The organism is Mesorhizobium sp. CNPSo 4670, assembly GCF_057784235.1.
In genome coordinates this window covers 86,205-110,499 of the sequence record NZ_JBWJFQ010000015.1, presented here as the reverse complement: position 1 = coordinate 110,499, position 24,295 = coordinate 86,205, and the positions used below count along the sequence as shown (strand labels likewise).

The following is a 24,295-nucleotide window of genomic DNA, read 5'->3' as shown; positions in this document are numbered from 1 at the left end:
TTACCGGTTTTGCGGCCCAGCGCAAGTTGCGGCCAGCTAATGGAGTTGTTGTTGCGCGCGCTGAATTTCAAGTCGACCTTCTCGTCCCGGCCCGCCGGTGCGATCTCGCTGCTGGTGATTGTTTCGGCTCTGTCCGCCTGCCACACCTCCAAGATGATCGGTGACCTCAGCCCGAGTGAAACCCTCACCCAAGGCTACGTCATCGACCAGCAGGCGATCGATCTGGTGCCGGTCGGCTCGAGCCGCGAGCAGGTGCTTCTGGCGCTCGGCACGCCATCGACGACGGCAACCTTCGACAACGAGGCCTTCTATTACATTTCGCAGACGCGCAAGCGCTATGTCGCCTTCGACAAGCCGCACCTCATTGACCAGCATGTGCTGGCGGTCTATTTCGGCCCCGACAGTCGCGTCACCCAGATCGCCAATTACGGCTTGAAGGACGGCAAGGTGTTCGACTTCATCTCGCGCACCACGCCGACCGGCGGCAAGGACCAGAACTTCCTCAGCCAGATCATCAACGGCGCCAGCAAGCTGGCCCCCGGCATCCCGGGCGGCGGCACTCCCTGATCTCGGACCTGCCTTCCCTCGAGGAGAGCAGCACCATCTCAGGCGACCAAAAACCCGCGGGAGCGATCCTGCGGGTTTTTGTTATGGGAGATCAGTGGGCAAGGCTCGCAGCGAGGCCTCGCCAAAGGGACGAACTGAAGGGCGGCCGGCCATCGGCGCAACAAAAAACCCGCGGGGATCGCTCCCCGCGGGTTTTGTCTTGGGGCCAATGGCTCAGCCGTGCGCGAGCACGGCCAGCAGCAGCAACGCGACGATGTTGGTGATCTTGATCGCCGGGTTGACGGCCGGACCGGCGGTGTCCTTGTAGGGATCGCCGACCGTGTCACCGGTCACCGAAGCCTTGTGCGCTTCGGAACCCTTGAGGTGCTTGACGCCGTCCTTGTCGACAAAGCCGTCTTCGAAGGACTTCTTGGCGTTGTCCCAGGCGCCGCCGCCTGAGGTCATCGAGATGGCGACGAAGAGGCCGTTGACGATGACGCCGAGAAGTGAAGCGCCGAGGGCGGCAAAGGCGGACGCCTTCGAGCCCGAGATCAGCAGCACGCCGAAATAGACGACCAGCGGCGCCAGCACCGGCAACAGCGACGGGATGATCATCTCGCGGATCGCCGCCTTCGTCAGCAGATCGACCGCGCGGGCGTAGTTCGGCTTCGAGGTACCGGCCATGATGCCCGGATCCTCGCGGAACTGCTTGCGCACCTCCTCGACGATGGCGCCGGCCGCACGGCCGACGGCCGTCATGGCGATGCCGCCGAACAGATACGGGATCAGGCCGCCGAAGATCAGGCCGGCAACGACGTAGGGGTTGGAGAGATCGAAGGAGATCTCGCCCATGCCCTGGAAGTACGGATATTTGTCGCCATTGGCGGCAAAGAACTTCAGGTCGTTCGAGTAGGCGGCAAACAGCACCAGCGCGCCGAGACCGGCCGAACCGATGGCGTAGCCCTTGGTCACCGCCTTGGTGGTGTTGCCGACCGCGTCGAGAGCGTCGGTGGAGTGGCGCACTTCCTTGGGCAGACCGGCCATTTCGGCAATGCCGCCGGCATTGTCGGTGACCGGGCCGAAGGCGTCGAGCGCAACGATCATGCCGGCGAGGCCGAGCATTGTCGTGACCGCGATTGCCGTGCCGTAGAGGCCGGCGAGCTGATAGGTCGAGATGATGCCAGCGACGATGACGATCGCCGGCAGCGCCGTCGATTCCAGCGAGACTGCAAGGCCCTGGATGACGTTGGTGCCGTGACCGGTCACCGACGCCTGGGCGATGGAGTTGACCGGGCGCTTGTTGGTGCCGGTATAGTATTCGGTGATCACCACGATCAGACCGGTCACCACGAGGCCGACCAGGCCGCAGATGAACAGGTTCTTGCCGGTGATGGCCATGCCGGCAACCACGCCGATCTCGCCCCAGCCCAGGGTAACCGAGGTAGCGACGCCGAGGCCGACGATGGACAACAGGCCGGTGACGATCAAGCCCTTGTAGAGTGCGCCCATGATCGAGCCGTTGGAACCGAGCTTGACGAAGAAAGTGCCGACGATCGAGGTCAGGATGCAGGCGCCGCAGATAGCGAGCGGATAGAGCATCGCCGCCCCCAGAACGGCGGTGCCGCCGAAGAAGATGGCGCCGAGGACCATGGTGGCGACGACGGTCACCGCATAGGTTTCGAACAGGTCGGCGGCCATACCGGCGCAGTCGCCGACATTGTCGCCGACATTGTCGGCGATGGTGGCCGGGTTGCGCGGATCGTCTTCGGGAATACCGGCTTCGACCTTGCCGACCAGATCGCCGCCGACGTCGGCGCCCTTGGTGAAGATACCGCCGCCGAGACGGGCGAAGATCGAGATCAGCGAAGCGCCGAAGCCCAGCGAAACCAGCGAGTCGATGACGATGCGGTCATTGGGCTGAAGGCCCATGAAGTGGGTGAGTATGAGGTAGTAGATCGACACGCCGAGCAGCGCCAGGCCAGCGACCAGCATGCCGGTGATGGCGCCCGACTTGAATGCGATGTCGAGACCGGCGGCGAGGCTGTTGGAGGCCGCCTGCGCGGTGCGCACATTGGCTCGCACCGAAACGTGCATGCCGATGAAGCCGGCGGCGCCCGACAGGACGGCGCCGATCAGGAAGCCAACCGCGGCGGTGATGGAAAGCAGCCACCAGGCGAGTATGAGCACGACGACGCCGACGAGGGCGATCGTGGTGTACTGGCGCGCCAGATAGGCCTGCGCGCCCTCGCGGATGGCCGCGGAGATTTCCTGCATGCGTGCATTGCCCTGATCGGCCGCGAGGACCGAACGTGTCGCCCAGATGGCGTAGAGGACAGAAAGCAGACCGCAGGCGATGACGGCGGAAATAATTGTCATTGCCGGATTTTCCTCGATTGATGGCCCAAAAGAACCCCTCCCTGGGCCGTTGAGACAAAGACCGGACCCGTGCACGGAATCCGCCTCTTCGCAGCGGTGTATGCGAAACAGGGCTGCGAACGTCAAGATATTGTTCGGTTTTTGCCCGGCTTTCGCCCAAAAGGCATAGGGCCACGAGACCGTTGCCATCGGCATTGTCCTATTAGATCGATTGAAATCGATCTCGACGCGGCACTCGGCTACTCGACTTCGCGGCCCATGCGGCGCGCCGTGTAGCGTTCGACCGCCGAAAGACCGTCATAGATCAGCACGGCAAGGGCTGCCACGATCAGGCCGCCCTGCAGGACGAAGGCAAGGTTGTTGGACAACAGGCCGGCGATGATGACCTCGCCCAGCGTCTTGGCGGCAACGGTCGAGCCGATGGTGGCGGTGGCAAGGCCGATCACCACCGACAGCCTGATGCCGCCAAGGATGATCGGGGCGCTGAGCGGCAGTTCGACCTTGGTGAGCCTTTGCCAACCGGTCATGCCGGCGCCGCGCGCCGCCTCCATGACATTGGCCGGCAATGTCGTCAGGCCGGTCAGCGCATTCTCGAAGATCGGCAGCAGGCCGTAGAGAAACAACGCGATCAGCGTCGGTTTTTCGCCGAAGCCGACCGCCGGCACGGCGAGCGCCAGCACCGCCACCGGCGGAAAGGTCTGGCCGATGTTGACCAGGCTGCGCGACAGCGGCAGGAACTCGGCGCCGGCGGGCCTCGTGACCAGGATGGCCAGCGCGACAGCGACGATGGTTGCAGCCACAGTGGCGATCAGAACGATGCGTAAATGCAGCAAGGTCAGCGTCAGCAAGCTGCCCTGATTGTAGATCACCGGCGCATTGTTCTCGGTCAGCGGCTTCAGCAGCGGCTCGAACCAGCCGGGATTGGTGACGAAGGCAACGAGCAGCACCACCAAAGCCAGCCTGAGCAGCGAGGGAAGCCGGGCCTTCATGTCGGCCTCGCGGCGCGCTTCACCAGACCGTCCATGGTGACGCGGCCAAGCGGCTTACCGTCGGCGCCCTTGACCGGCAGCGCCGGCCGGCCCGACCACAACAATTCGGCCAGCGCATCGCGCTGGCTGGCGTCGCCCGGGATCGCCTCGCCTTCGGCGGAGCCCTTCTCCACGGCGTCGCGCACGCGGCCGAGCGAAAGCAATCGGAACGGTCTTTCGCTGGCGCCGACCAATGTCTCGACGAAGGCACTGGCCGGATTTGCCAGGATCTCCGCGGGTTTAGCGTACTGCACAAGCTTGCCGGCATCCATAACGGCGATCTTGTCGCCCATGTGCACGGCCTCTTCCATGTCGTGGGTGACGAGAATGATGGTGGTGCCGAAGCGCTTCTGGATCGACAGCAGATCTTCCTGCGCCTTGTTGCGGATGATCGGATCGAGCGCGCCGAACGGTTCGTCCATCAACAGCACGTTGGGCTCGGCGGCGAGCGCGCGGGCAACGCCGACGCGCTGCTGCTGGCCGCCGGACAGTTCGTGCGGGTAGCGTGGCCCGAAGGCTTCGGGATCGAGTTGGTAGAGCGTCATCAACTCGTCGACGCGGGCCTTGATGCGGGCCTTGTCCCAGCCGAGCAGCACCGGCACTGTGGCGATATTCTGCGCCACCGTGCGATGCGGAAACAGGCCGTGGCCCTGGATGGCGTAGCCGATGCTGCGGCGCAGTTCGTAACCGGGCAGCGAGCGATTGTCCGCGCCGTCGAGCTTGATGACCCCAGCCGTCGGCTCGACCAGCCGGTTGATCATGCGCAGCAGCGTCGTCTTGCCGGAACCCGACGTGCCGACAATGACGCAAACCGTGCGCGGCTCGATGACCATCGAGACGTCATCGACGACCGTTGTCGCATCGTAGCGCTTGGTAATGCCTTCGATCTCGATCATGCCGTTTCAACCCTGCGCTTGGTGGCGGTCATTTCGATCACTGCGTCGAGGATGATGGCGGCGGCGAAGGCGAGCGCGACCGTCGGCACGGCGCCGAGCAGCACCAGATCCATCGCCGTCTGGCCAACCCCCTGGAAAACGAACACGCCGAAACCACCGCCACCGATGAGCGCGGCGATGGTGGCGAGGCCGATGTTCTGCACCAGAACGATTCGGATGCCGGTGAGGATCACCGGAAATGCCAGCGGAAACTCGACGCCGAACAGGCGCTGCCGGTCGGTCATGCCCATGCCGCGCGCCGCGTCGTCGGCGGCGCGCGGTACGCCGGCGAGCCCGACCACCGTGTTGGCCACCACCGGTAGCAACGAATAGAGGAACAGAGCGACGAAAGCCGGTGCTGTGCCGATGCCGCGAATGCCGAGCGCGGCTGCCCCCGGCACATGCGTGGCGACCCAGCCGAGCGGCGCGATCAGCAGCCCGAACAGCGCGATCGAGGGAATGGTCTGGATGATGTTGAGCACGTTGAGGACGCCGGCGCGCAGCCTTTCGAAGCGATGGCAGAGGATGCCGAGCGGCAGGCCGATGATCACAGCCGCAGCCAGCGAACCGAGCGCCAGCGTCACATGCTTGGAGCCTTCGGCCCAAAAGCTGTCGGCGCGGTTGGCGTATTCCTTGAGGATCGACAGGTTATCCCAGCTTCCCGAAATCAACAGCAGGCCGATCGCCAAAGCCGCAACGACAAGCACGCCGATCCGTGCCAAGGGCGACAGGTTCAACCGTGTCAGCACATCGGCCAGCAGAAGCGTGAAGGCGAAGACCAGGATCCAGAAACCGGAGGCAGGCGACACTCTCGCAAGGGTGTTGCCGGCCGGCGTGAGAAATGTGCCGGCGACGCCAATCAGCAGCGCCAGCGCGGCAAGCACCACCACGCTGGCGGCAAGGCGCAGGACAAGCGGTGTCCTGAACAGCGCGACAAGTGCGGCGGCAACAATGATGGCGAGCAGCAGCGCCCCAGTCGCCGTCGGCAGCGCCTCGAGAATCGAGCGCGCCTGGCCGGGAACGATGCGGTTGGCGCGGAACGTGGCAAAGGGCGCAGCGAAAGCCGCGTAAGCTACTATCGCGGCGATGACCACGCCAAGCTTGTCGAACCGGATCTGCACGCCCTCCCCCGTCAGTCGATCCGGCGCACCACGGATGCGGCGCGCCGGAATCGTCCTACTTCAGGAAGCCGTTCTTTTTCAAAAAGTCCTCGGCCACGCCCTTGACCGGCTCACCGCCGACCTGCACGCGACCGTTCAGCTCTTGCAGCGTGACGAGGTCGAGCTTGGCGAAGACCGGCTTCAGCAGCGTCTCGATCTCGGGATGTTCCTTTAGCACCTTTTCGCGGATGATCGGCGCCGGCTGGTAGACCGGCTGCACGCCCTTGTCGTCCTCGAGCACGACCAAGCCGGACGGTGCGATGCCGCCATCGGTGCCGTAGACCATGGCGGCATTCGCCCCGCTGGTCTGATTGGCGGCGGCTGCGATGGTTGCCGCCGTGTCGCCACCGGAGAGTGTGATCAGCTGGTCCGGCTTCAGCGTGAAACCATACGTGGTCTGGAAGGCCGGCAGTGCGGCCGCCGAATTGACGAACTCGGCGGATGCCGCCAGCACCACCTGGCCGCCGCCCGTGACATACTTGCCGAAGTCGGTGAGCGTGGCGAGCTTGTTGGTCTCGGCGACCTCCTTGCGCAGCGCGATCGCCCAGGTGTTGTTGGCCGGCGACGGCGACAGCCAGACGATCTTGTTGGCGTCGTAGTCGAGCTTCTTGGCCGTCTCGTAGGCCTTGGCGGCATCCTTCCAGACCGGGTCGTCGGCCTTCTCGAAGAAGAAGGCGGCGTTGCCGGTGTATTCGGGATAGATGTCGATCTCGCCAGCGGTGATCGCCTTGCGGACAACCGGTGTGCCGCCGAGTTGGATACGGTCAGTGGTCTTGATGTTGTTGGCGTTGAGAACGAGCTGGATGATGTTGCCGAGCACACCGCCCTCGGTGTCTATCTTCGAGGAGACAACGACCTGGGCACTGGCGGAAGCCGCCGTGATGCCGAGCGCCAATGCCGCGCTGGCCAAAACCTTGACTGAAAACATTGTGAAATCCCTTGCTGTGAACCGGAATGCGGCGGCCGCATGTGAGCATGGCTTCAACGGCCAGTCGGGGCACACGGTTTCATAACATCTGGCACAGGCGCAATAATTTTGTTCGGGCGCGGCAGATTCGACCCGCACCATACTGACAGGGCGTGTCAGGCATGCGGCGACCGGGTCAGGCGTCGGCTTTGCGCAGACCCTTCAGCTTGAGCGCGCCGAGGGCGGCGAAGCACAGAACGGTGACCGGGAAGACCATCCAGTTCAGCATGGTCCAGCCCCAGGCGTTGTAAACCATGCCCGACATCAGGGACGCGCAAGCGACAGAGCCGAACAGGACGAAGTCGTGGAAGCCCTGGACCTTGCCCTTCTCCGACGGCCGGTAGCTGGCCGCCACCATCGCCGTGGCGCCGATGAAGCTGAAATTCCAGCCAAGGCCGAGCAGGATCAGCGACGTCCAGAATTGCCACAGCGCCAGGCCCGACAGCGCGACGATGGCGCAGCCGATGAGCAGGATCAGGCCGGCAGCGACGATGCGTTCGGCGCCGAAGCGATGGATCAGCGAGCCGGTGAAGAAGCTCGGCGCGAACATCGCCATGACGTGCCAGGAAATGCCGAGCGTCGCATCGTCCTCCGACAGGCCGCAGCCAACCATCGCCAGCGGCGCGCCGGTCATGACAAAGCTCATCAGCGCATAGCTGCCGACGGCGCAGAACAGCGCCGCGACGAAGCGCGGATGGGTGACGATTTCGACCAATGGTCTGGCGTCGCTGTCGACGGTCTCCACCTTGCCCGATACCTTCGCCGGCAAGCGCAGGAACGACAGGATGATGGCGCCGACCGCCGCCAGCGGCAGGATGGCGGCGAACGAACCGGCAAACATCACCGGCGCGAAAGATTCACGGGTGAAGATGACGATCTGCGGCCCGAGGACGGCGGTGACGATGCCGCCGGCCAGCACGAAGGAGATGGCGCGCGCCTTGAACTGCGGCGGCGCATTGTCGGCGGCGGCAAAACGGAACTGCTGGACGAAGGCGCCGCCGACGCCGATCACCAGCAGGCCGAAGGCGAACAGCCAGAAACTGCCGTGGAAAAGCGCTGCTGTCGCGACCAGCCCGCCAAGCGCAGTGACGATCGTGCCGGTCATGAAGCCGCCGCGCTGGCCCATGCTGCGGATGATGGCCGCAGCCGGCAACGCGCCGAGCGCCACGCCGATGTTGAAGCCGGTGATCGGCGCCGTTGCCAGCGACTTGTCGGGACCAAGCAGATACTGCCCGGCCAGCCCCCCCATGGATATGGCGATGGGAGCCGCAGAACCAATGATCGCCTGCGAGGCGGCGAGGATCAAAGCGGTACGCCGCGCATCCTTGCCTGCCTCGATGGCGATTGCCGTCATGATGCGTCCTTGCCGCGCCCCTCGCCACGCACCCGGCGAGACACACGGTCAAGCACAGCATTGACCAGCTTCGGCTCGTCTTCCTCGTAGAAGGCCTTGGCGATGTCGACATATTCGGAGACGATGACGGCGACGGGGACATCCTCGCGCTTCATCAGCTCGTAGACGCCGGCACGCAGAATGGCTCGCAACGTCGAGTCGAGCCTCGACAGCGGCCAGTCCTCGGTCAGGGCCTGGCGGATGATCGGATCGACCGTCTTCTGATTCTCGACGACACCGGCGAGGATGGCGCGAAACCATTGTGCGTCGGCCTCGCGATAAAGCGCGCCGTCGACTTCCTTGCCGAGACGAAACGCTTCGTATTCGGCGGTGATCTCGAAGACGCCGCTGCCGGCGACATCCATCTGATAGAGCGCCTGCACGGCGGCCAACCGGGCAGCGCCGCGCTTGTTGGCCTGGCGCACCGGTGGTCGGTCGTTGTCTCCGGATTGCGTCACGCCGATCAGGCTCCGAGCCGTTTCTTCACGGCGATCATGGACAGCGCGGCACGGGCGGCAAAGCCACCCTTGTCGCCCTCCGTGCGCCTGGCGCGAGTCCAGGCCTGTTCGTCGTTTTCGGTGGTCAGGATGCCGTTGCCGATGCAGATCGATTCCTGCACGGACATATCCATCAGGGCGCGTGCGGATTCATTGGCGACGATATCGAAATGATGCGTCTCGCCACGGATGACGGTGCCAAGCGCGACAAAGCCGTCATAATCGGTGCCCTCACCCTCGGCGGCATCGAGCGCGAAGGAGATCACGGCCGGAATTTCCAGCGCGCCCGGCACGGTGACGACATCGTATTTGGCGCCGGCTTCGTCGAGCGCACCCTTGGCGCCTTCGAGCAGCGCGTCCGCCAGATCATCATAGAAGCGAGCTTCGATGATCAGCAGCTTGAGTTTCTTGTTCCCTGGCATTTTGCGTCACGTCTCCGGCGGAGCCGGTGACTTAGGCCGAAGCCGACGAGTTCGCAAGCTTTGTCCGAAGGACAGGTCCAATTTCCGAACTGCGGCTCAATGCCCTACCGATCCTCTCGCGTGTGCCAAAGACGCAGCACGTAGATAGTCGATTTCTGGATCTCGTAGCGCATTTCATGATTGCCCACCAAAAGACGGCGGACTTCACGTGACTCGAACTCTTCCAGTCTCTCGCCGATCCGCGGATGTTCGATCAGTCGGGCGGGCGCAGCAGTCAGAGATTGTACCGTACGTGCCGCTGCCCGGTTATTTACCGGTGCGAGAAAATCGTGAAGGCGCACCAGATCGGACAAGGCCTTGCTGGTCCACTTCAGCTCCATCAGCGTGGTGACGGCAGTGGGTTTTCCTTGTCCAGGCTGTCCGCCCATGCCTGCACTGCCTGATGGTCGATAACGCGGCCAGCATCGACATCAGCAAGTGCTTCGAGCGTCAGTTGCCGGCGCTCTTCCTCTTGGTCAACCCAAGCGGCAAGGGCCTGCTTGACGATCCAGCCTCGCGGCCGCTCAAGGCGGGCCGCCAATTGGTCTACCTTTTCCGCCAGCAAAAGAGGCACATGCGCCGTGATCACTTTGGTGTCCATCACAACCTCCTAATCGGCATTAATCATAGTGATTGAAACTGATTAAGTCGAGGATGAAGGAATTTTGCGCGTCAAAGCCCCTCTTTCGCGGCCTCCACCAGCCGCGCCGCGTAGCGGGCCATGGTGTCGATCTCGAGATTGACGCGGTCGCCAACCCTGCGCTCGCCCCAGGTGGTCACGGTCAGCGAGTGGTGGATCAAGAGCACGTCGAAGCGCGTGCCTTCCACCTTGTTGACGGTGAGCGAGGTGCCGTCGAGCGCGACGGAGCCTTTCGGTGCAATGAACTTCGCCAGATCGCGCGGCGCTTCGAGGGTAAAACGCACCGCGTCCCCTTCATCCCTACGCTCGATGATCTCGGCCATGCCGTCGACATGGCCCGAAACGATGTGACCACCAAGTTCGTCGCCGATCTTCAGCGCTCGCTCCAGATTGATCCGCGTGCCCGATTTCCAATTCGTCGCCGTCGTCAGCCTGAGCGCCTCTTCCCAGGCCTCGACCTCAAACCAGCGGGCGTTCGTGCCGCTGTCGGGCAAGGCGGTGACCGTCAGGCAGACACCACCGCAGGAGATCGAGGCGCCGATGGCGATGGTTTCGGGATCGTAGGCGGTGTCGATGCGTAGCCCCACCCCTTCCCTCAGCGGCTTGACGGTCGCGACGGTGCCGACATCGGTGACAATTCCAGTAAACATCGGTGATCCTTCCGTTTGACCATGATCCTGTCCGAAAACCGGGCCCCACTTTTCAGGATCATGGTCTAAATGTCTCTGATCCACTCGGCGTAGCTGTCTTCACCGAAACGCATGTCGCGGAGCTTTCGAAATCCTGCCGGGATATGGTCGGCATCAATGGGCGATGCAATGCCATCAGCGCCGATTGCTTCCGACCCCTGGAACAGCACAATGCGATCGACCAGCCCCTCGGCCAGGAAAGCGCTGGCAACCTTGGCGCCACCCTCGACCAGAACACTGGCCATGCCGAGCGCGGCCAGATCCTCGAGCAGTTCCGGCAGTGCGACGCCTCCCTCATGCGTTTCGGTGCCGATGAAGCGCACCCCGGCGCGTTCCAGCATGGTCCGCCGCTGCGGATCGGCCTCCAGGCAAGCGGCGACATAGAGCGGCACCCGGTCCACCCCAGAAACCAGCTTCGAGGCCTCCGGCAACCTGATCTGCCGGTCGAGCACAATGCGTGCCGGCGACCGGTTCTCCAGTCCCGGCAAGCGTACCGTCAATGCCGGGTCATCCTCAAGGGCGGTGCCGATGCCGACCAATATGCCGTCGGCCTCGGCCCGCATCAGATACACTTCGCGACGGGCGACATCACCGGTGATTGACACTTGCCCGCCGCCTTGCCTGCCGATCTTGCCATCGTTGGAAAGCGCAAGCTTGAGAATCACTTCGGGGCGTTTTCTCAACGACCTGATCAAATAGCCGGCCATCTGTTCGGCTGCTTCCACCGCCAACACCTTCTCGACCACCTCGACCCCGGCGGCGCGCAGGATCGCATAGCCCTTGCCGGACACGCGCGGATCGGGATCGCTGGCGGCGCCGACGACGCGCGCGACACCGGCGCTGACCAGCGCATTGGCGCAAGGCGGCGTGCGGCCGTGGTGGGCGCAAGGTTCCAGCGTGACATAGGCGGTGGCGCCTCGCGCCAGCGCGCCGGCCTCGGCCAGCGCCTCAGTCTCGGCATGCGGGCGGCCACCGACAGCGGTGACGCCGGTGCCGACGATCATCGGGCCATCGCCGTCGTCGCGCACGATCAGCGTGCCCACGGAAGGGTTGGTCGCGGTGCGCCCGGCATGCTTTCGCGAAAGGCGGAGCGCCGCTGCCATGAAACGGCGATCAAGGCCGGCCTGTCTGTCGCTTGCGGTCATGCTCAGCCGGCGTCCTCTTCGCCCTTGATTTCGTCCCCCTTGAGCTCGCCGAGCAATTCGTGGAAATCCTTGGCCTCGCGAAAATTGCGGTAGACCGAGGCGAAGCGGACATAGGCGACATCGTCGAGCGACTTCAGCGCGTCCATGACCAGCCGGCCGACCTCGCCGGAGGCCACTTCGGTCTCGCCGGAGCTTTCGAGCTGGCGCACGATGCCGGTCACCGCGCGGTCGATGCGTTCGGGATCGACATTGCGCTTGCGAACGGCGATCTCCACCGAGCGCAGCAGCTTGTCGCGGTCGAACGGCACTTTGCGACCGGATTTCTTGACCACGACGAGGTCGCGCAGTTGCACACGCTCGAAGGTCGTGAAGCGGCCGCCGCAATCGGGGCAAACGCGCCGCCTGCGGATCGCGGCACCATCCTCGGCGGGGCGCGAATCCTTCACCTGCGTATCTTCTGACTGGCAATAGGGACAGCGCATGGAGAAGCCTTTGGTTGGCGAATCTGGTGAAGCGAAAGGCTTAGAGGTTTTTGCAACGATGGCAAAGCAGCCCCTCGCCCCTCAGAGCCGCTCGCCTGAGAGATAGCGAGCTGCAAGCAAGATTGCCAGCGCCGCCAAGCAGCCGGACAGCGATGCCGTCAGGGAGCAACGTCGGCGGTTGCAAACCCGCACGATGCGCCGAGGCTGCGATAGGCCTTGGTGAAGCCGTCCATCGATATGCTTCCAACCGGCGCGTCGCCAAAGGAGACATCAAGCACCGATGCACGGCGCATGACGCGCAAGAGCGCCAGGCTGGTCTTGGCCTGATTGTCCACGGTCCAGCTGAGCCGGCCGCCCACGGCGTCGGAATGGAGCTTGGCGGCGACGTGGCCCTTGTCATCGCCGAAGGTTGCCGCGACCGACTTGCCCGTTGGCAGCGCCGTGTTGTCGACCGCAATGGTCAGGGACGGATAGGCAGCCGGCGGCAGCGCATCGCCGTTCGTGATGATAAGCGTCAGAGTGCCGCTTTCGCCGCCGGCGCCGACAAAGGCGGTCGAGGCGGCACAGGTCTTGCGGATATCCTCGCCGGTATCGACTTCGTCGACCAGGGTCGACCATCTGCCGAAGGTTTCAAGCTTGGGCGCCGCCGGGGCGGGTGCCGCGGGTGCGGCCCGGGCGGGTGCCGGTTGCGCAGGAGCGGTTTGCGCCGAGGCGATGCCGGAGAGCGGCAAGACAACCAAGGCGGCCAGGACGCCGGCGATGGCAAGGTCGGCGAGACGGACAATTCGCATCAACAAGGCTCCTGTCGCAGCCTTGCCGCGAACGACGCTTGTCCGTCGCGGCAAGGTTATGAGACCTCCTATCTCGTCAGCCGAGATAGGGATAGAGCGGGAAGCGGTCGGTCAGCGCCACAACCTTGGCCTTGACCGCCGCTTCGACAGCGGCATTGCCCTCGTCGGAATTGGCGACCTTGAGACCATCCAGCACTTCGGCGATCAGCTTGCCGATCTCGCGGAACTCGGCCTGGCCGAAGCCGCGCGTTGTGCCCGCCGGGGTGCCGAGGCGCACGCCCGAGGTGACGAAAGGCTTTTCCGGGTCGAACGGAATGCCGTTCTTGTTGCAGGTGATGTTGGCGCGGCCGAGCGCTGCCTCGGCGCGCTTGCCGGTGGCGTTCTTAGGGCGCAGGTCGACCAGCATCAGATGGTTGTCGGTGCCGCCGGAGACGATATCGAGGCCGGTTTCCTTGAGGCTGGAGGCGAGCGCCTTGGCGTTGGCGGCGACGCTCTCGGCATAGACCTTGAAGCTCGGCTTCAGGGCTTCGCCGAAGGCCACCGCCTTGGCGGCGATGACATGCATCAGCGGGCCACCCTGCAGGCCGGGGAACACCGCAGAATTCATCTTCTTGGCGATGTCCTCGTCGTTGCACAGGATCATGCCGCCGCGCGGGCCGCGCAGCGACTTGTGCGTGGTGGTGGTCACCACATGGGCATGCGGCAGCGGCGACGGATGCACGCCTCCGGCGACGAGACCGGCGATGTGCGCCATGTCGACCATCAGATAGGCGCCAACCGCGTCGGCGATCTCGCGAAAACGCTTCCAGTCCCAGACACGCGAATAGGCGGTGCCACCGGCCAGGATCAGCTTCGGCTTGGTCTCATGGGCGGTCTTCTCGATGGCGTCCATGTCGAGCAAATGGTCGTCCTGGCGCACGCCATAGGAAACGACCTTGAACCATTTGCCGCTCATGTTGACCGGCGAACCGTGGGTCAGGTGGCCACCCGAATTGAGGTCGAGGCCCATGAAGGTGTCGCCGGGTTGCAAGAGCGCCAGGAACACCGCCTGGTTCATCTGGCTGCCGGAATTCGGCTGGACGTTGGCGAAGTTGCAGCCGAACAGCTTTTTCGCCCGCTCGATGGCAAGTTCCTCGGCGACGTCGACGAACTGGCAGCCGCCATAGTAGCGCTTGCCCGGATAACCCTCGGCGTACTTGTTGGTCATGATCGAGCCCTGCGCCTCGAGCACGGCGCGCGAGACGATGTTTTCAGAGGCGATCAGTTCGATCTCGTGGCGTTGGCGACCGAGTTCGTTGCGGATGGCGCCGAAAATCTCCGGGTCGGCATCTTCCAGCGTGGTTTCGAAGAAGGATTCAAATTTGTTCGACACTGCCGCTGCTGATGCCATGGCCTGAAATCCTTGGGTTCGGGGGCAATTTTGATTTATGCATGTCGATGTCCCAAAACCGCTGCACACTTTTGGGCGACATGCATTCGCCGCGCCATTAACACAGTTGTTTTCGCCCCGCCACGTTTGCGGCGCGAAATTTGCTGGCCGGTTTGCGCCAGCGAGGCAACGAGCGTGCTATTTTCACGCCTGCCGTCCCTTCAGCAAGGCCTCGGTAAGCGTGATCTCGGTGAACAGCGCCCGCGCCGCATGGTCGTTGATCTCGCCGCTGCGCAGCATGGCGCGCACGGCGCCGCGCTCGGCCTCGATGCCTGCGAGCCTGAGCTCGAGTTCCAGCCGGCCGGCCTCCCGCGCTTCGGCCCGCGCCTCGTCGGCTTCGTCGGAAGCGGCGATACGACGACGATAGGCTGCGACAATCCCGTCTGCCGCGGCAAGCCGGGCGCCGGGCACCTCGCCTCCCTCTTCGGTATCGGTCGCGGCGAGCAACTCGATGCGGGCGATTGCCGCCTTGGCCGCACCGACACGTGCCAGGCGCTCCTCCGCGGCACCGGCATCCCCACCGGGCTCGACCAGCCCCCTGGCGATCGTCGGCAAGGCGAGACTGGCGAAGACCAGAGAGCAGATGATGACACCGGTGGCGAGGAATATGACCAGGTCGCGCGCCGGGAACGGCGACCCGTCCGGCATGGCGAGCGGCAGCGACAGGATGCCGGCGAGCGTGATCGCGCCGCGCACGCCGGCCACCGACCCGGCGAGCCGTACACGCAGCCCGAACGGCTCAACCTTGCGCTTGCCCAGACGCGCCGCGATGCCCGCCGCGATATCGCCGACCCAGATCCACAGGAAGCGCAAGGCGACCAGACACAGCGTCAGCGCGATGACGGTCGCGACCGGCTGGATGACCGGATGCAGGATCATGAGTTCCGGCGGCACATGGCGGATGATGTCGGGAAGCTGCAGCCCGAGCACGATGAAGAGAGCGCCGTTGAAAACAAAGGAAAGCGTCGTCCATAGCGACATCGTCTGCATGCGCGCCGAGACGCCGAGGAACCGAAACACGCCGGAACCACCGGTGAGCAGGCCGGCGGTGACCGCCCCGAGGATGCCGGACGCTCCGATGTGTTCGGCGCCGAGGTAGGCGATGAACGGCAGCAGGATCATCACCAGCACCTGCGCCTCGGCCGGCACGCCGCCGATGCGGTTGAGCAATTGCAGCACCTTGGCGGCGACGAACAACGCCGCTACGCCGATGAGGATGCCGGCAGCGACGGCATAGAGAAAATTCAGCGATGCGGCGGCCAAGGAAAAGCTGCCGGTCAGCGCCGCCGCGACGGCAAAGCGGAACATGACCAGCCCGGAAGCGTCGTTGAGCAACGACTCGCCTTCCAGAATGTGCAGCAGCCGCGCCGGAACCAGGTTCCTGTCGACGATCGAGGACACGGCTACAGCATCGGTCGGCGACAGCACCGCGGCGAGCACGAAAGCGACGACCAGCGGGATGCTCGGCACCAGCCAGTGCAAGGCGTAGCCGAAGCCGACGATGGTGAAGAACACCAGCCCGATGGCAAGGTGCAGTATCGGTCCGCGCAGCGCGATCAATTGACGCTTCGGCGCGCGATAGGCATCGCCGAACAGCAGCGGCGGAATGAACACCAGCAGGAACAGTTCCGGATCGATCTCGACATGGATGCCGCGCACCGGCCAGGCGAGTGCGGCACCTAAGGCAATCTGCAGCACCGGCAACGGCACCCGCACCAGGCGCACCAAGGCGCCGGATACGGCGACGAAGACGAGCACAACCAGAATGAAGACGGCGACATCCATGGTCCGGTTCCAGACTTGTCCGCCGACCATGCGCAAAGTCGGCCGATCCGTCCAGCCGCCCTCCCGCGAAAAGGTGCAGGCAATCCGAGCAACGAAAAGGCCGCCTTAACCGGCGGCCTCTTCTGGTAAAAAAATCAGTTAGTTAAAGCGAAGACGTGATCTGCAGCTCGTTGGCACCGTCTAGCGCGTAGACGTCGTCGCGGAACTGCACGACGCCCGGGCCCGTCGACCAGGCCGAGAGATAGAGGAAATGCACCGGCACCGGGTTGGTCACCTGGACCGGCGTGTTTTCGCCGGTCTTGATCGCCGCCTCGAAATGCTGACGGTCCCAGCCGGGCGTGTCGCGCAGGATCCAGGTGACGAGATCGCGCACATTCTGCACGCGCACGCAGCCCGAGGAATCGAAACGCATCATCTTGCCGAACAGGCTCTGCTGCGGCGTGTCGTGCATGTAGACGCCGTCCGGGCTCGGGAAATTGATCTTCACCGACGCCATGGCGTTGCCCGCGCCGGGATCCTGGCGGAAGCGATACTTGGCAGCGTCGTCGGTCGACCAGTCGACATTGAGCGGGTCGACCTCGCTGCCGTCCGGAGCGAACAGCCGGATATGGCTGTCCTTCAAATAGTTGGGATCCTTCCGCATCAGCGGAATGATGTCCTTGCGGACGATCGAGACCGGCGCGTTCCAGTACGGATTGACGATGATCTCGTTGATCTTGGAATTGACGATCGGCGTCTGGCGATCGATCTTGCCGACGATCGCGGTGTGGCGAAGTACGACGCGGTCATTCTCGACGGCTTCGATCTGCGCCGCCGGAATGTCGACCAGCACGTAGCGGCTGCCAAGCGTGCCAGCCTTCTCCTTCAGCCGCTGCAGGTTGGTCTGCAGCTGGCCGAGCCGGATCTGCGCCGAAACGTTTATCGCCAAGTAGGTGTACTTGCCCATGGAGCCGTCGGCGGGCAGGCCGTGACGCAACTGGAAGCGCTTGACTGCCGAGTCGACATAGGAATCGAAGGACGTCGAAATGCCGGCACTTTGCGACAGGTCGCCAGAGACCATCAGCCGCTTGCGCAATGGCACGACATCGGGATCATCGACGCCAAGCTGCAATTTCTTGGTCGCGGGGACCTCTACCCAGCCGCCCTGGCTGACGATGTTCTGGTATTGCGCCACCGCCTGCTCGGTAAAGGCGACGGTCTGCGGGCTGAAGATCGGCAGCGTCGAGGCCACTTTGCCGCCCTCGCTGGCGCGGGCGTCGAATTGGTCGTCCCAATTGCCGCGCGCCGAGGATTTCAGGATGTCACCGATGACATCCTGCGCATTGGCGCCGCCGGCGACCATCGCGGCTGCGAGCGCGGAGGCTCCGGAAAGGAAAAAGCGGCGGCTGGTTCTCATGGACATTCCAGACATTCTTGTAGCGTTCGATCTGCTGCATTCGGTTTTCAGGGCGATGTTGCCCGCACTCTAAAGTTGGCAATCTTAACAATTAGCCAACCATGTCCGTATCGGTTCGGCCACAAACGCTTGAGCCGCGACACGGGTTCCGGGTGAACGCACGGCCTTCACCACAACATCACCGGCATCCTCGGTTCCATTTGAATATGGCGGCAACGTGGCCTTGGCCCGCGATTCGCGTCGGGCGATGCAGCGAAATGAAAAGCCCGTGCTTTTTCGGCACCGATCCGCGGTCGCCGGCCGCGATATCGACCGGTTACCACGAGCCCTTGATGCTACACTGACAAGCTAGTCCAACGCGAGGAACGAGACCATGCCTGGTGTCCTTTCAATCGTCGCGGCCTTCGCCTTGGCCGCAGGCCCGAACGGCAGCACCCCGACGCCGGAGGAAGCGGTTGCCTATTTCGTGCACGGCCTGGAACAGGGCGCGATCCCCAAATACGGGCAGCAGACCGACGAACCGCTGAAGCAGGTGTCCCGATCGCCGGCTGTCTTCACCAGGACTGGCCCGAACGAGGTCGGCGACAGAACCGAAACGCTGAGGTTCATCGTGACCCGGCTGGACGACTGCACCTACAGAGCCGAACAGCAGTTCGAGGAGGACGGCGCCATCTACTACCGCCTGAGCTACGAACTGCGGCTTAGCGGCGTGACCGGCCTGTCGTTCGACAATCCGCCGGCAACCATCGCGCTGAAGGGGCTGGTGAAGACATGCACGACCGACACCGAGGGCAGCTGCGACCTGACGCGCGAGCCCGAAGCAATCGGTCCGTTCTTCGGCGAGCCCGGCCAGGCCGAACAGGCGCTTGCCTATTTCCACGAGAAATTTTGCCCGCTGAAGCCGTGATCCTATCTCACGATCTCAGTGCGGATTTTCAACATTTGGGGCCGGACTTGGCTGCGCCCTCAATTCCGAACATCTTTGCAACACCTCATGCTGGGGATAGCGCAGAACCTTGTTGTCCTCCAGTTTGAGCAACAGTTCCCGTCTCTTGTCTGTGCTCTCACCATCGGTACACGACATGTCCAGGATGACGACATCCAGGCGGTTGATCTTCTGAATTTTGTCCAACTTACAGCCGACCTCCCACATCTCGACTGCGTTGTCGGTAAACGTCACGATCGAGTCATTGTTGTCACATGGGGCGCTGCCTTCCGCGGCGAAAGAATCCTTCCACCACTCCTCGGCGAAAGCCATTTGCGGGACCAACAAAAGCACTGCGGCAACCGAGCAGATCTTCGAGCGTTTTCCCAGACCCATCATGCGCCCCCTCCGGGCCGTGACATTAGGCACTGCTGCAGCGAAAGCAAACCTGGCGGAATAGTGCCGACCGGGCGCCTGGGCTTCTGAATCAGGAAAAGAAAAGGGCCGATGCCTCTTGGCACCGGCCTTGACCAGAGGTCGACATTTCGGCCGCGCTTCTGTGGCGCGGGCCAGATCCGATGCGCCGGCTTACATCCGGTAGGCGATGGTGTCGTTCCAGAAGCGATCGAGCCGCTGCAGCGCGCGGTTCATCTGCTTGAACTCGTCGGTGTTGATGCCGCCAACCTGCTCGATCGAGCCGACATGGCGCTCATAAAGACCTGCGACGACGTCCGCCACCTCGTTGCCCTTCGGCGTCAGCGAGACGCGAACCGACCGGCGGTCGATGCGCGAGCGCTGGTGGTTGATGAAGCCGAGATCGACCAGCTTCTTCAGATTGTAGGAGACGTTGGAGCCGAGATAGTAGCCGCGCGAACGCAGCTCGCCGGCGGTCAGCTCCGAATTGCCGATGTTGAACAGCAGCAGCGCCTGGATGGCATTGATATCGGAGCGGCCGTTGCGGTCGAATTCGTCCTTGATCACATCAAGCAGGCGGCGGTGCAGCCGCTCTACAAGCTGCAGCGATTCCATGTACAGCGAGCGGATAGCCTCGCGGCGGTCGTCGGATACGTTGGCGGTCTTCGCCGCCGGACGCGAATTGATCATTGTCTTTGCCTCTCGTTTGTCGCCCTGGTGATTTTTTGTTTTTCACCTTGATCGCGACACTATCGAATACTCATAAAATTCGACTTAAACGCTAGGGCTAACAAGAGCTTACCGGTAAGAGGTTTCGAAAGAGGCTTAACGAACGGTCTCCCGCGCAAGGATAATTAACCTAAAGATTTAGCCAACAATTGCGGGGCTGAATTGAGGCAGCCGCCAGGGCGCCAATGGCCTCAAGGGGTTAGTGCCGAACCGGTCGTTTCTGCAGCCAGATGATCACGCGGAAAGCGATATAAAGCAGCGCCACGACCGCATGCGAGACCACGATGAGCATGCGATGGCCGAAAAGCTCGGGAAATCCGGCATACATGACAGTCTCGGTCACCGCGCAGATGAACCAGATCACCGGCCCCCAGGACGCCAGCATCCACAGGCCGGCGGCGGCGAAGGGGAAAAACACGGCGAGCACCACTGCCGCCACCTGCCAGTGCACCGGCATGAGGTCGAAGCGCCACAACGAGCCCGGATAGAAGCCGATCAGCTTGATCCAGTAGAGAATGCCGAACAGCAGGCAGTAGCCGGCGACGACGCGCTGGAACCAGGCGAAGATCAGCTCCACGCCCGAGGGCTGCAGCACGACGCGTCTGGAGGTCACCTCGCTCACAGGTCAAGCTCCCGGTCGCCGAGCGAGGTGAAATAGGCGTCGACATCCGCCTCGCTGACCGCACCAAGGTTCGCCGGCCGCCATTGCGGCTTCGAGCCCTTGTCGATGATGGCGGCACGGATGCCTTCGTAGAAATCGTGGCCGGCCAGCATCCGGTTGAGGATGCGGAACTCCATCTTCATGCAGGCGTCCATGGACATGGTCAGCCCGGCGCTGATCTGGCGCCAGGCGACGCGCAGGCTGGTCGGAGAACGCGTCCGGATCGTCGCCAGCGTCTTGGCCGCAAATTCGTCGTCGTCTGCCGCCCGTTCCAGGCTGTCGATGACAGCCTTGAGGGACGGTTGCGAAAAATGACGCACGATCGCCTCCAGCGTCGGCCTGTCGGTTTCACGTCTTGCCTGGACGAAGAAACCGCGCAGCACCGATTCCGGATCGCCGGTCAGCGTCAGACGGTCGAGGAAGCCGCCCTGGTCGGCGGCCTTGATGGTGTGGGTGGCGAGCCCTGACCACAGCGCGTCGCCATAGCGGATGCGATTGCCGGTCAGCGCCAGATACATGCCGAAGGAGCCGCCGAGATCGGGCAGAAGATGGCTGGCGCCGACATCCGGGAAAAATCCGATGCCGACTTCCGGCATGGCGAACTGGGCATTCTCGGTCATCACCCGGTGCGAGCCGTGGAAGGAGATGCCGACGCCGCCGCCCATGACGATGCCGTCGATCAGCGCGACGTATGGTTTCTTGAAGCTGTTGATGCGGGCGTTGAGCCGGTATTCGTCGGCGAAGAACTCGACCGGCGGCTTTCCAGCCCGGCCGGCCTCGTAGATATGCAGGATGTCGCCGCCCGCCGAAAACGCCCTGCCCTCGGCCTTGACGATAACCACATCGACGCCCTGGTCGGTCTCCCAGGCGCAAAGAGCAGCGTCGAGCGCCCGGATCATGCGGTGCGTGACTGCATTGAGCGCCTGCGGTCGCGTCAACGTGACGACGCCGGCCCGGCCCAGATGTTCGAAGCGGATCTCGTCGCCTCCGCCAAAATCCATCGTGAAAGAATCCCTCCCCCGCGCCGTCGGGATTGAAGTGCTAAAGCGTGGCGCATGGGTGCGTCAATGCCAAGCCGGCTGGTGTCGGGTCAGTTTGCATTTCGAGAGAGGTAAGCGCCATCCTTTGCGTCGCGGCCAAATGGGTGCAACCATCCGTCGGTGAGGCTATCGGGAGACTATTTGGCGATGCCGCGGGAGTTCGACCCGGACGATGTTCTCAGTCGCCCGCTGATGGCGAATTTGGCGACCGTCAGCGCGGATGGCGCGCCGCGCAACGCGCCAGTATGGTTCCTCTGGGAGGACGGTGCGATCTGGCTTCTCGGGTCATCGGATGGAAGTGCGGTAAAGCATCTTGAAAGAGACCCGCGCTGCGCGGTGGAAATTGTTCACTTCGACAACAATGGCGGCATCTTGCTGCACCTCGGACTGCGCGGCACCGCAACCATCGAACCGATGTCGCCAGACCGCTTCAAACGGCTCCTTCACAAATATCTCGGCCCCGAAGCAAGCTGGAACGAGTGGTTCATCGACAACGTGGCCCAGATCGAACATCCGGACGGGCGCATGATCAGGCTTGCCCCAGCCAGCATTTTCACCAACAACGTATCGTTCTTCAGAACCGGCCCTGACCTTGCATGGCCGCCATATATCGACGACGGGTCTAGAAGCGAACGGTGAGCCATGCCGCGGTTTTTGCGCCTCACACTTGTTCTGGGCGGCCTGCTGACCTTCTGGGCCATCAATGGCCTGGCCAGGGCGGCCGATCTTGAGGATCTCTATCAGTCGCAGACCATCGTCAACGGTAAGTATGAAAAGCACCGCGAGGTCGGCTTCAAGTTCTGCCTCGACGCGGTCCTGGTCCGGGTTTCCGGCGATCAGCGCCTGCCGGCGAAACCAGAGATGACGGCCCTGCGCGACAAGGCCGGCAGCTTCGTCGCCAGCTTCCGCTACCGCGACCGCATGGAAGGCATTCCCAACCATGATGATCAAGGCACGTACGACCGGCCTCACAATCTCTATTGCCAGTACAGGCCGGAGGTGATCGATCCGGTGCTGGCTTCGCTCGGCAGCAGGCCGTGGCTGACCGAGCGGGCACGACTGGCGGTGTTTTTGGCAACCGAGCGCGACATCAGGCATTTCGCGCTCGATGCCGATGACGAGCGAGGCGTGCTGATGCGCGAATCGTTCAGCAATGCCGCTGCGCCGCTCGCCATGCGGGTGACTTTTCCCACGGCAGCGCTGCTGTCGGTGGCTGGACTGGACGACAGGACGCTGCGCGACGCGGACATGGCAATGCTGAACATGGTTGCGAAAAAGGCCGGCGCCGATCAAGCACTTTCCGGCAGCATCGTGTGGAGCGACAAGGAGTTCGGCTGGATTGCCGACTGGCGGCTGGCCATGGGCGGCAAGACCTACACCTGGCAAGTGCGCGGCGTTTCCTTCGACGAGGCTTTTCGCGTCGCCATGAGGGGCGCGGCGCAGATCCTGTCGGGCAATGGGCAACCGGAATAGACCTCGACCTGATCGCTGGCACAAACGTGTCGCATTGGTCAGCGGCAAGGGCTCGTGGTAAAAGCCGCCGAACGAGAGTTTTGGCGATGAACAAATTCACCCCGACGGCGATGAACAAATTCACACCGGCAAAGCCAGCCGGCGCGCGCAGCGTCGACGACATCACCGGCAGCCGCCGCTTGCGCCGTATGCGCAAGGCCGACTGGTCGCGCCGACTCGTGCAGGAGAACCGGCTTACGGTCGACGACCTGATCTGGCCGATCTTCGTTGTCGACGGCAGACAAGTGCGCGAGCCGATCGCCGCCATGCCGGGCGTCTTCCGCCTGTCGATCGATCTCGCCGTCAAGGAGGCCGAACGCGCGGCAAAGCTCGGCATTCCCGCACTCGCCACCTTCCCCAATGTCGATATCTCGCTGCGCGACCAGACCGGCTCGCACATTCTCGACCCAGACAACGTCATCAACCGCGCCACCCGGGCAATAAAGGACGCGGTGCCTGAGATCGGCATCATAACCGATGCCGCGCTCGATCCGTTCACCAGCCATGGCCATGACGGCATCCTGCGCGACGGCATCATCGTCAATGACGAGACGGTGGAACAGGTGGCCGCCGCGGCCGTCATCCAGGCGGCAGCCGGCGCCGACATCATCGCGCCGTCCGACATGATGGACGGCCGCATCGGCGCCATCCGCGACGCACTCGATGCCAACGGTTTCCAGGACGTGGCGATCATGTCCTATGCGACCAAGTTCGCCTCGGCCTTCTACGGTCCTTATCGCGAGGCGGTCGGCACCGCCGGCCTGCTCAAGGGCGACAAGAAGACCTATTACATCGACCACGCCAATTCCGACGAGGCGGTGCGCGAAGCCGAACAGGATATCGCCGAGGGCGCCGACATGCTGATGGTCAAGCCCGGCCTGCCCTATCTCGACATCATCCGGCGGCTGAAGGATGAATTCCAGATGCCGACCTTCGCCTACCAGGTGTCAGGCGAATATTCGATGATCAAGGCCGCCGGCGCCAATGGTTGGATCGATGGCGAGAAGGCGATGCTGGAATCCTTGCTCGCGTTCAAGCGTGCCGGGTGCGACGGCATTTTGACCTATTTCGCGCCCGAAGTGGCAACTATGCTGAAGGGATAGTTTTCTCTTCCCACCGATGGCCGGTCGCAGCGGGCAACGCCGGCGACCTCCTCGATATACATGAACAATTTCCGGCTTCCGGACGGGATCCCGAGCGAAGGTCGTTGGACCAATCGCCAGGGGTTTGCTGCATCCATATAAACCGCTTGCATTTCGCAATCAGTTTGCTACTCCTTTGCACGACTGGTTAT

26 protein-coding genes are annotated in these 24,295 nt (G+C 63.4%); 5 read left to right on the top strand and 21 right to left on the bottom strand.

Going from position 1 to position 24,295, the window contains the following annotated elements; translation table 11 throughout:
* Nucleotides 1–51: 51 nt before the first annotated feature.
* Nucleotides 52–567 (top strand): outer membrane protein assembly factor BamE, encoded by a 516-nt coding sequence (locus tag AC0ZT5_RS23415; RefSeq protein ID WP_457152675.1) that lies wholly within the window; start codon nt 52–54, stop codon nt 565–567.
* Nucleotides 568–780: 213 nt separating this feature from the next.
* Here the strand turns inward: AC0ZT5_RS23415 and AC0ZT5_RS23410 are convergent, their stop codons facing one another.
* The 17 genes from AC0ZT5_RS23410 to AC0ZT5_RS23330 all read right to left on the bottom strand — a co-directional run bounded on the left by AC0ZT5_RS23410 (nt 781) and on the right by AC0ZT5_RS23330 (nt 17,720).
* Nucleotides 781–2,922, bottom strand: a complete 2,142-nt coding sequence (locus AC0ZT5_RS23410) for a sodium-translocating pyrophosphatase (protein WP_095081313.1) — start codon at nt 2,920–2,922, stop codon at nt 781–783.
* 239 nt (nt 2,923–3,161) lie between these two features.
* Complete coding sequence (locus AC0ZT5_RS23405) at nt 3,162–3,911, bottom strand: ABC transporter permease (protein ID WP_488498361.1); 750 nt, start codon at nt 3,909–3,911, stop codon at nt 3,162–3,164.
* On the bottom strand, nt 3,908–4,846 hold the full coding sequence (locus tag AC0ZT5_RS23400; RefSeq protein ID WP_488498360.1) for an ABC transporter ATP-binding protein: 939 nt from the start codon (nt 4,844–4,846) through the stop codon (nt 3,908–3,910). Before AC0ZT5_RS23400 ends, AC0ZT5_RS23405 begins: the two co-directional genes overlap by 4 nt.
* Nucleotides 4,843–6,006: an ABC transporter permease gene (locus AC0ZT5_RS23395; protein WP_488498359.1), complete on the bottom strand. Its 1,164-nt coding sequence runs from the start codon at nt 6,004–6,006 to the stop codon at nt 4,843–4,845. The genes AC0ZT5_RS23400 and AC0ZT5_RS23395 overlap by 4 nt, the downstream gene beginning before the upstream one ends.
* A 55-nt stretch (nt 6,007–6,061) precedes the next feature.
* Nucleotides 6,062–6,973: a glycine betaine ABC transporter substrate-binding protein OsmF gene (osmF, locus tag AC0ZT5_RS23390; RefSeq protein WP_488498358.1), complete on the bottom strand. Its 912-nt coding sequence runs from the start codon at nt 6,971–6,973 to the stop codon at nt 6,062–6,064.
* A gap of 175 nt (nt 6,974–7,148) precedes the next feature.
* The gene (locus AC0ZT5_RS23385; protein WP_488498357.1) at nt 7,149–8,366 is read right to left on the bottom strand and encodes an MFS transporter; all 1,218 of its coding nucleotides are present in this window, start codon (nt 8,364–8,366) and stop codon (nt 7,149–7,151) included.
* Nucleotides 8,363–8,863 (bottom strand): transcription antitermination factor NusB, encoded by a 501-nt coding sequence (nusB, locus tag AC0ZT5_RS23380; protein WP_095081158.1) that lies wholly within the window; start codon nt 8,861–8,863, stop codon nt 8,363–8,365. Before nusB ends, AC0ZT5_RS23385 begins: the two co-directional genes overlap by 4 nt.
* 5 nt (nt 8,864–8,868) lie before the next feature.
* Nucleotides 8,869–9,324, bottom strand: a complete 456-nt coding sequence (gene ribH, locus AC0ZT5_RS23375; protein ID WP_488498356.1) for a 6,7-dimethyl-8-ribityllumazine synthase — start codon at nt 9,322–9,324, stop codon at nt 8,869–8,871.
* A gap of 104 nt (nt 9,325–9,428) precedes the next feature.
* Nucleotides 9,429–9,704: a type II toxin-antitoxin system RelE/ParE family toxin gene (locus AC0ZT5_RS23370; protein WP_488498420.1), complete on the bottom strand. Its 276-nt coding sequence runs from the start codon at nt 9,702–9,704 to the stop codon at nt 9,429–9,431.
* Entirely contained in the window at nt 9,704–9,964 is a 261-nt protein-coding gene (locus tag AC0ZT5_RS23365) for a CopG family ribbon-helix-helix protein (RefSeq protein ID WP_477286309.1), read from the bottom strand. Before AC0ZT5_RS23365 ends, AC0ZT5_RS23370 begins: the two co-directional genes overlap by 1 nt.
* Before the next feature lie 71 nt (nt 9,965–10,035).
* Nucleotides 10,036–10,653 (bottom strand): riboflavin synthase, encoded by a 618-nt coding sequence (locus AC0ZT5_RS23360; protein ID WP_095081155.1) that lies wholly within the window; start codon nt 10,651–10,653, stop codon nt 10,036–10,038.
* 65 nt (nt 10,654–10,718) lie between these two features.
* The gene (ribD, locus tag AC0ZT5_RS23355; protein ID WP_488498355.1) at nt 10,719–11,837 is read right to left on the bottom strand and encodes a bifunctional diaminohydroxyphosphoribosylaminopyrimidine deaminase/5-amino-6-(5-phosphoribosylamino)uracil reductase RibD; all 1,119 of its coding nucleotides are present in this window, start codon (nt 11,835–11,837) and stop codon (nt 10,719–10,721) included.
* 2 nt (nt 11,838–11,839) lie between these two features.
* Nucleotides 11,840–12,319 carry a transcriptional regulator NrdR gene (gene nrdR / locus AC0ZT5_RS23350; protein ID WP_095081151.1) on the bottom strand — a complete coding sequence of 160 codons (480 nt, stop codon included), beginning with the start codon at nt 12,317–12,319 and terminating at the stop codon, nt 11,840–11,842.
* Between the two features lie 158 nt (nt 12,320–12,477).
* The gene (locus tag AC0ZT5_RS23345) at nt 12,478–13,110 is read right to left on the bottom strand and encodes a hypothetical protein (protein WP_488498354.1); all 633 of its coding nucleotides are present in this window, start codon (nt 13,108–13,110) and stop codon (nt 12,478–12,480) included.
* Nucleotides 13,111–13,186: 76 nt separating this feature from the next.
* The gene (gene glyA / locus AC0ZT5_RS23340; protein WP_477228844.1) at nt 13,187–14,500 is read right to left on the bottom strand and encodes a serine hydroxymethyltransferase; all 1,314 of its coding nucleotides are present in this window, start codon (nt 14,498–14,500) and stop codon (nt 13,187–13,189) included.
* Nucleotides 14,501–14,683: 183 nt separating this feature from the next.
* Nucleotides 14,684–16,324, bottom strand: a complete 1,641-nt coding sequence (locus tag AC0ZT5_RS23335) for a Na+/H+ antiporter (RefSeq protein WP_488498353.1) — start codon at nt 16,322–16,324, stop codon at nt 14,684–14,686.
* Between the two features lie 142 nt (nt 16,325–16,466).
* Nucleotides 16,467–17,720: a L,D-transpeptidase family protein gene (locus tag AC0ZT5_RS23330; protein WP_477286320.1), complete on the bottom strand. Its 1,254-nt coding sequence runs from the start codon at nt 17,718–17,720 to the stop codon at nt 16,467–16,469.
* Nucleotides 17,721–18,093: 373 nt separating this feature from the next.
* Between AC0ZT5_RS23330 and AC0ZT5_RS23325 the strand changes: the two genes are divergently transcribed.
* The gene (locus AC0ZT5_RS23325; protein ID WP_488498352.1) at nt 18,094–18,627 is read left to right on the top strand and encodes a hypothetical protein; all 534 of its coding nucleotides are present in this window, start codon (nt 18,094–18,096) and stop codon (nt 18,625–18,627) included.
* A gap of 15 nt (nt 18,628–18,642) precedes the next feature.
* Here the strand turns inward: AC0ZT5_RS23325 and AC0ZT5_RS23320 are convergent, their stop codons facing one another.
* From AC0ZT5_RS23320 to AC0ZT5_RS23305, 4 genes are all read right to left on the bottom strand, one after another.
* On the bottom strand, nt 18,643–19,044 hold the full coding sequence (locus AC0ZT5_RS23320; protein WP_488498351.1) for a hypothetical protein: 402 nt from the start codon (nt 19,042–19,044) through the stop codon (nt 18,643–18,645).
* Between the two features lie 189 nt (nt 19,045–19,233).
* Nucleotides 19,234–19,749 carry a transcriptional regulator LdtR gene (gene ldtR / locus AC0ZT5_RS23315; RefSeq protein WP_013896002.1) on the bottom strand — a complete coding sequence of 172 codons (516 nt, stop codon included), beginning with the start codon at nt 19,747–19,749 and terminating at the stop codon, nt 19,234–19,236.
* 238 nt (nt 19,750–19,987) lie between these two features.
* On the bottom strand, nt 19,988–20,410 hold the full coding sequence (locus AC0ZT5_RS23310) for a DUF6163 family protein (protein ID WP_477286325.1): 423 nt from the start codon (nt 20,408–20,410) through the stop codon (nt 19,988–19,990).
* The gene (locus AC0ZT5_RS23305; protein ID WP_488498350.1) at nt 20,407–21,450 is read right to left on the bottom strand and encodes an enoyl-CoA hydratase/isomerase family protein; all 1,044 of its coding nucleotides are present in this window, start codon (nt 21,448–21,450) and stop codon (nt 20,407–20,409) included. The genes AC0ZT5_RS23310 and AC0ZT5_RS23305 overlap by 4 nt, the downstream gene beginning before the upstream one ends.
* 186 nt (nt 21,451–21,636) lie before the next feature.
* Between AC0ZT5_RS23305 and AC0ZT5_RS23300 the strand changes: the two genes are divergently transcribed.
* From AC0ZT5_RS23300 to hemB, 3 genes are all read left to right on the top strand, one after another.
* On the top strand, nt 21,637–22,128 hold the full coding sequence (locus AC0ZT5_RS23300) for a pyridoxamine 5'-phosphate oxidase family protein (protein WP_488498419.1): 492 nt from the start codon (nt 21,637–21,639) through the stop codon (nt 22,126–22,128).
* 3 nt (nt 22,129–22,131) lie between these two features.
* A complete protein-coding gene (locus AC0ZT5_RS23295) occupies nt 22,132–22,962 on the top strand; it encodes a DUF2066 domain-containing protein (RefSeq protein WP_488498349.1) in 831 nt (276 codons plus the stop codon).
* A gap of 110 nt (nt 22,963–23,072) precedes the next feature.
* Complete coding sequence (gene hemB / locus AC0ZT5_RS23290) at nt 23,073–24,104, top strand: porphobilinogen synthase (protein ID WP_488498418.1); 1,032 nt, start codon at nt 23,073–23,075, stop codon at nt 24,102–24,104.
* Nucleotides 24,105–24,295: the final 191 nt, after the last annotated feature.

Coding starts and splice junctions, on each gene's coding strand:
- AC0ZT5_RS23410 (WP_095081313.1), bottom strand. CDS start 2,922: ATGACAATTATTTCCGCCGTCATCGCCTGCGGTCTGCTTTCTGTCCTC.
- AC0ZT5_RS23405 (WP_488498361.1), bottom strand. CDS start 3,911: ATGAAGGCCCGGCTTCCCTCGCTGCTCAGGCTGGCTTTGGTGGTGCTG.
- AC0ZT5_RS23400 (WP_488498360.1), bottom strand. CDS start 4,846: ATGATCGAGATCGAAGGCATTACCAAGCGCTACGATGCGACAACGGTC.
- osmF (WP_488498358.1), bottom strand. CDS start 6,973: ATGTTTTCAGTCAAGGTTTTGGCCAGCGCGGCATTGGCGCTCGGCATC.
- AC0ZT5_RS23385 (WP_488498357.1), bottom strand. CDS start 8,366: ATGACGGCAATCGCCATCGAGGCAGGCAAGGATGCGCGGCGTACCGCT.
- ribH (WP_488498356.1), bottom strand. CDS start 9,324: ATGCCAGGGAACAAGAAACTCAAGCTGCTGATCATCGAAGCTCGCTTC.
- AC0ZT5_RS23370 (WP_488498420.1), bottom strand. CDS start 9,704: ATGGAGCTGAAGTGGACCAGCAAGGCCTTGTCCGATCTGGTGCGCCTT.
- AC0ZT5_RS23365 (WP_477286309.1), bottom strand. CDS start 9,964: ATGGACACCAAAGTGATCACGGCGCATGTGCCTCTTTTGCTGGCGGAA.
- AC0ZT5_RS23360 (WP_095081155.1), bottom strand. CDS start 10,653: ATGTTTACTGGAATTGTCACCGATGTCGGCACCGTCGCGACCGTCAAG.
- ribD (WP_488498355.1), bottom strand. CDS start 11,837: ATGACCGCAAGCGACAGACAGGCCGGCCTTGATCGCCGTTTCATGGCA.
- nrdR (WP_095081151.1), bottom strand. CDS start 12,319: ATGCGCTGTCCCTATTGCCAGTCAGAAGATACGCAGGTGAAGGATTCG.
- AC0ZT5_RS23345 (WP_488498354.1), bottom strand. CDS start 13,110: ATGCGAATTGTCCGTCTCGCCGACCTTGCCATCGCCGGCGTCCTGGCC.
- glyA (WP_477228844.1), bottom strand. CDS start 14,500: ATGGCATCAGCAGCGGCAGTGTCGAACAAATTTGAATCCTTCTTCGAA.
- AC0ZT5_RS23335 (WP_488498353.1), bottom strand. CDS start 16,324: ATGGATGTCGCCGTCTTCATTCTGGTTGTGCTCGTCTTCGTCGCCGTA.
- AC0ZT5_RS23330 (WP_477286320.1), bottom strand. CDS start 17,720: ATGAGAACCAGCCGCCGCTTTTTCCTTTCCGGAGCCTCCGCGCTCGCA.
- AC0ZT5_RS23325 (WP_488498352.1), top strand. CDS start 18,094: ATGCCTGGTGTCCTTTCAATCGTCGCGGCCTTCGCCTTGGCCGCAGGC.
- AC0ZT5_RS23320 (WP_488498351.1), bottom strand. CDS start 19,044: ATGATGGGTCTGGGAAAACGCTCGAAGATCTGCTCGGTTGCCGCAGTG.
- ldtR (WP_013896002.1), bottom strand. CDS start 19,749: ATGATCAATTCGCGTCCGGCGGCGAAGACCGCCAACGTATCCGACGAC.
- AC0ZT5_RS23305 (WP_488498350.1), bottom strand. CDS start 21,450: ATGGATTTTGGCGGAGGCGACGAGATCCGCTTCGAACATCTGGGCCGG.
- AC0ZT5_RS23300 (WP_488498419.1), top strand. CDS start 21,637: ATGCCGCGGGAGTTCGACCCGGACGATGTTCTCAGTCGCCCGCTGATG.
- AC0ZT5_RS23295 (WP_488498349.1), top strand. CDS start 22,132: ATGCCGCGGTTTTTGCGCCTCACACTTGTTCTGGGCGGCCTGCTGACC.
- hemB (WP_488498418.1), top strand. CDS start 23,073: ATGAACAAATTCACACCGGCAAAGCCAGCCGGCGCGCGCAGCGTCGAC.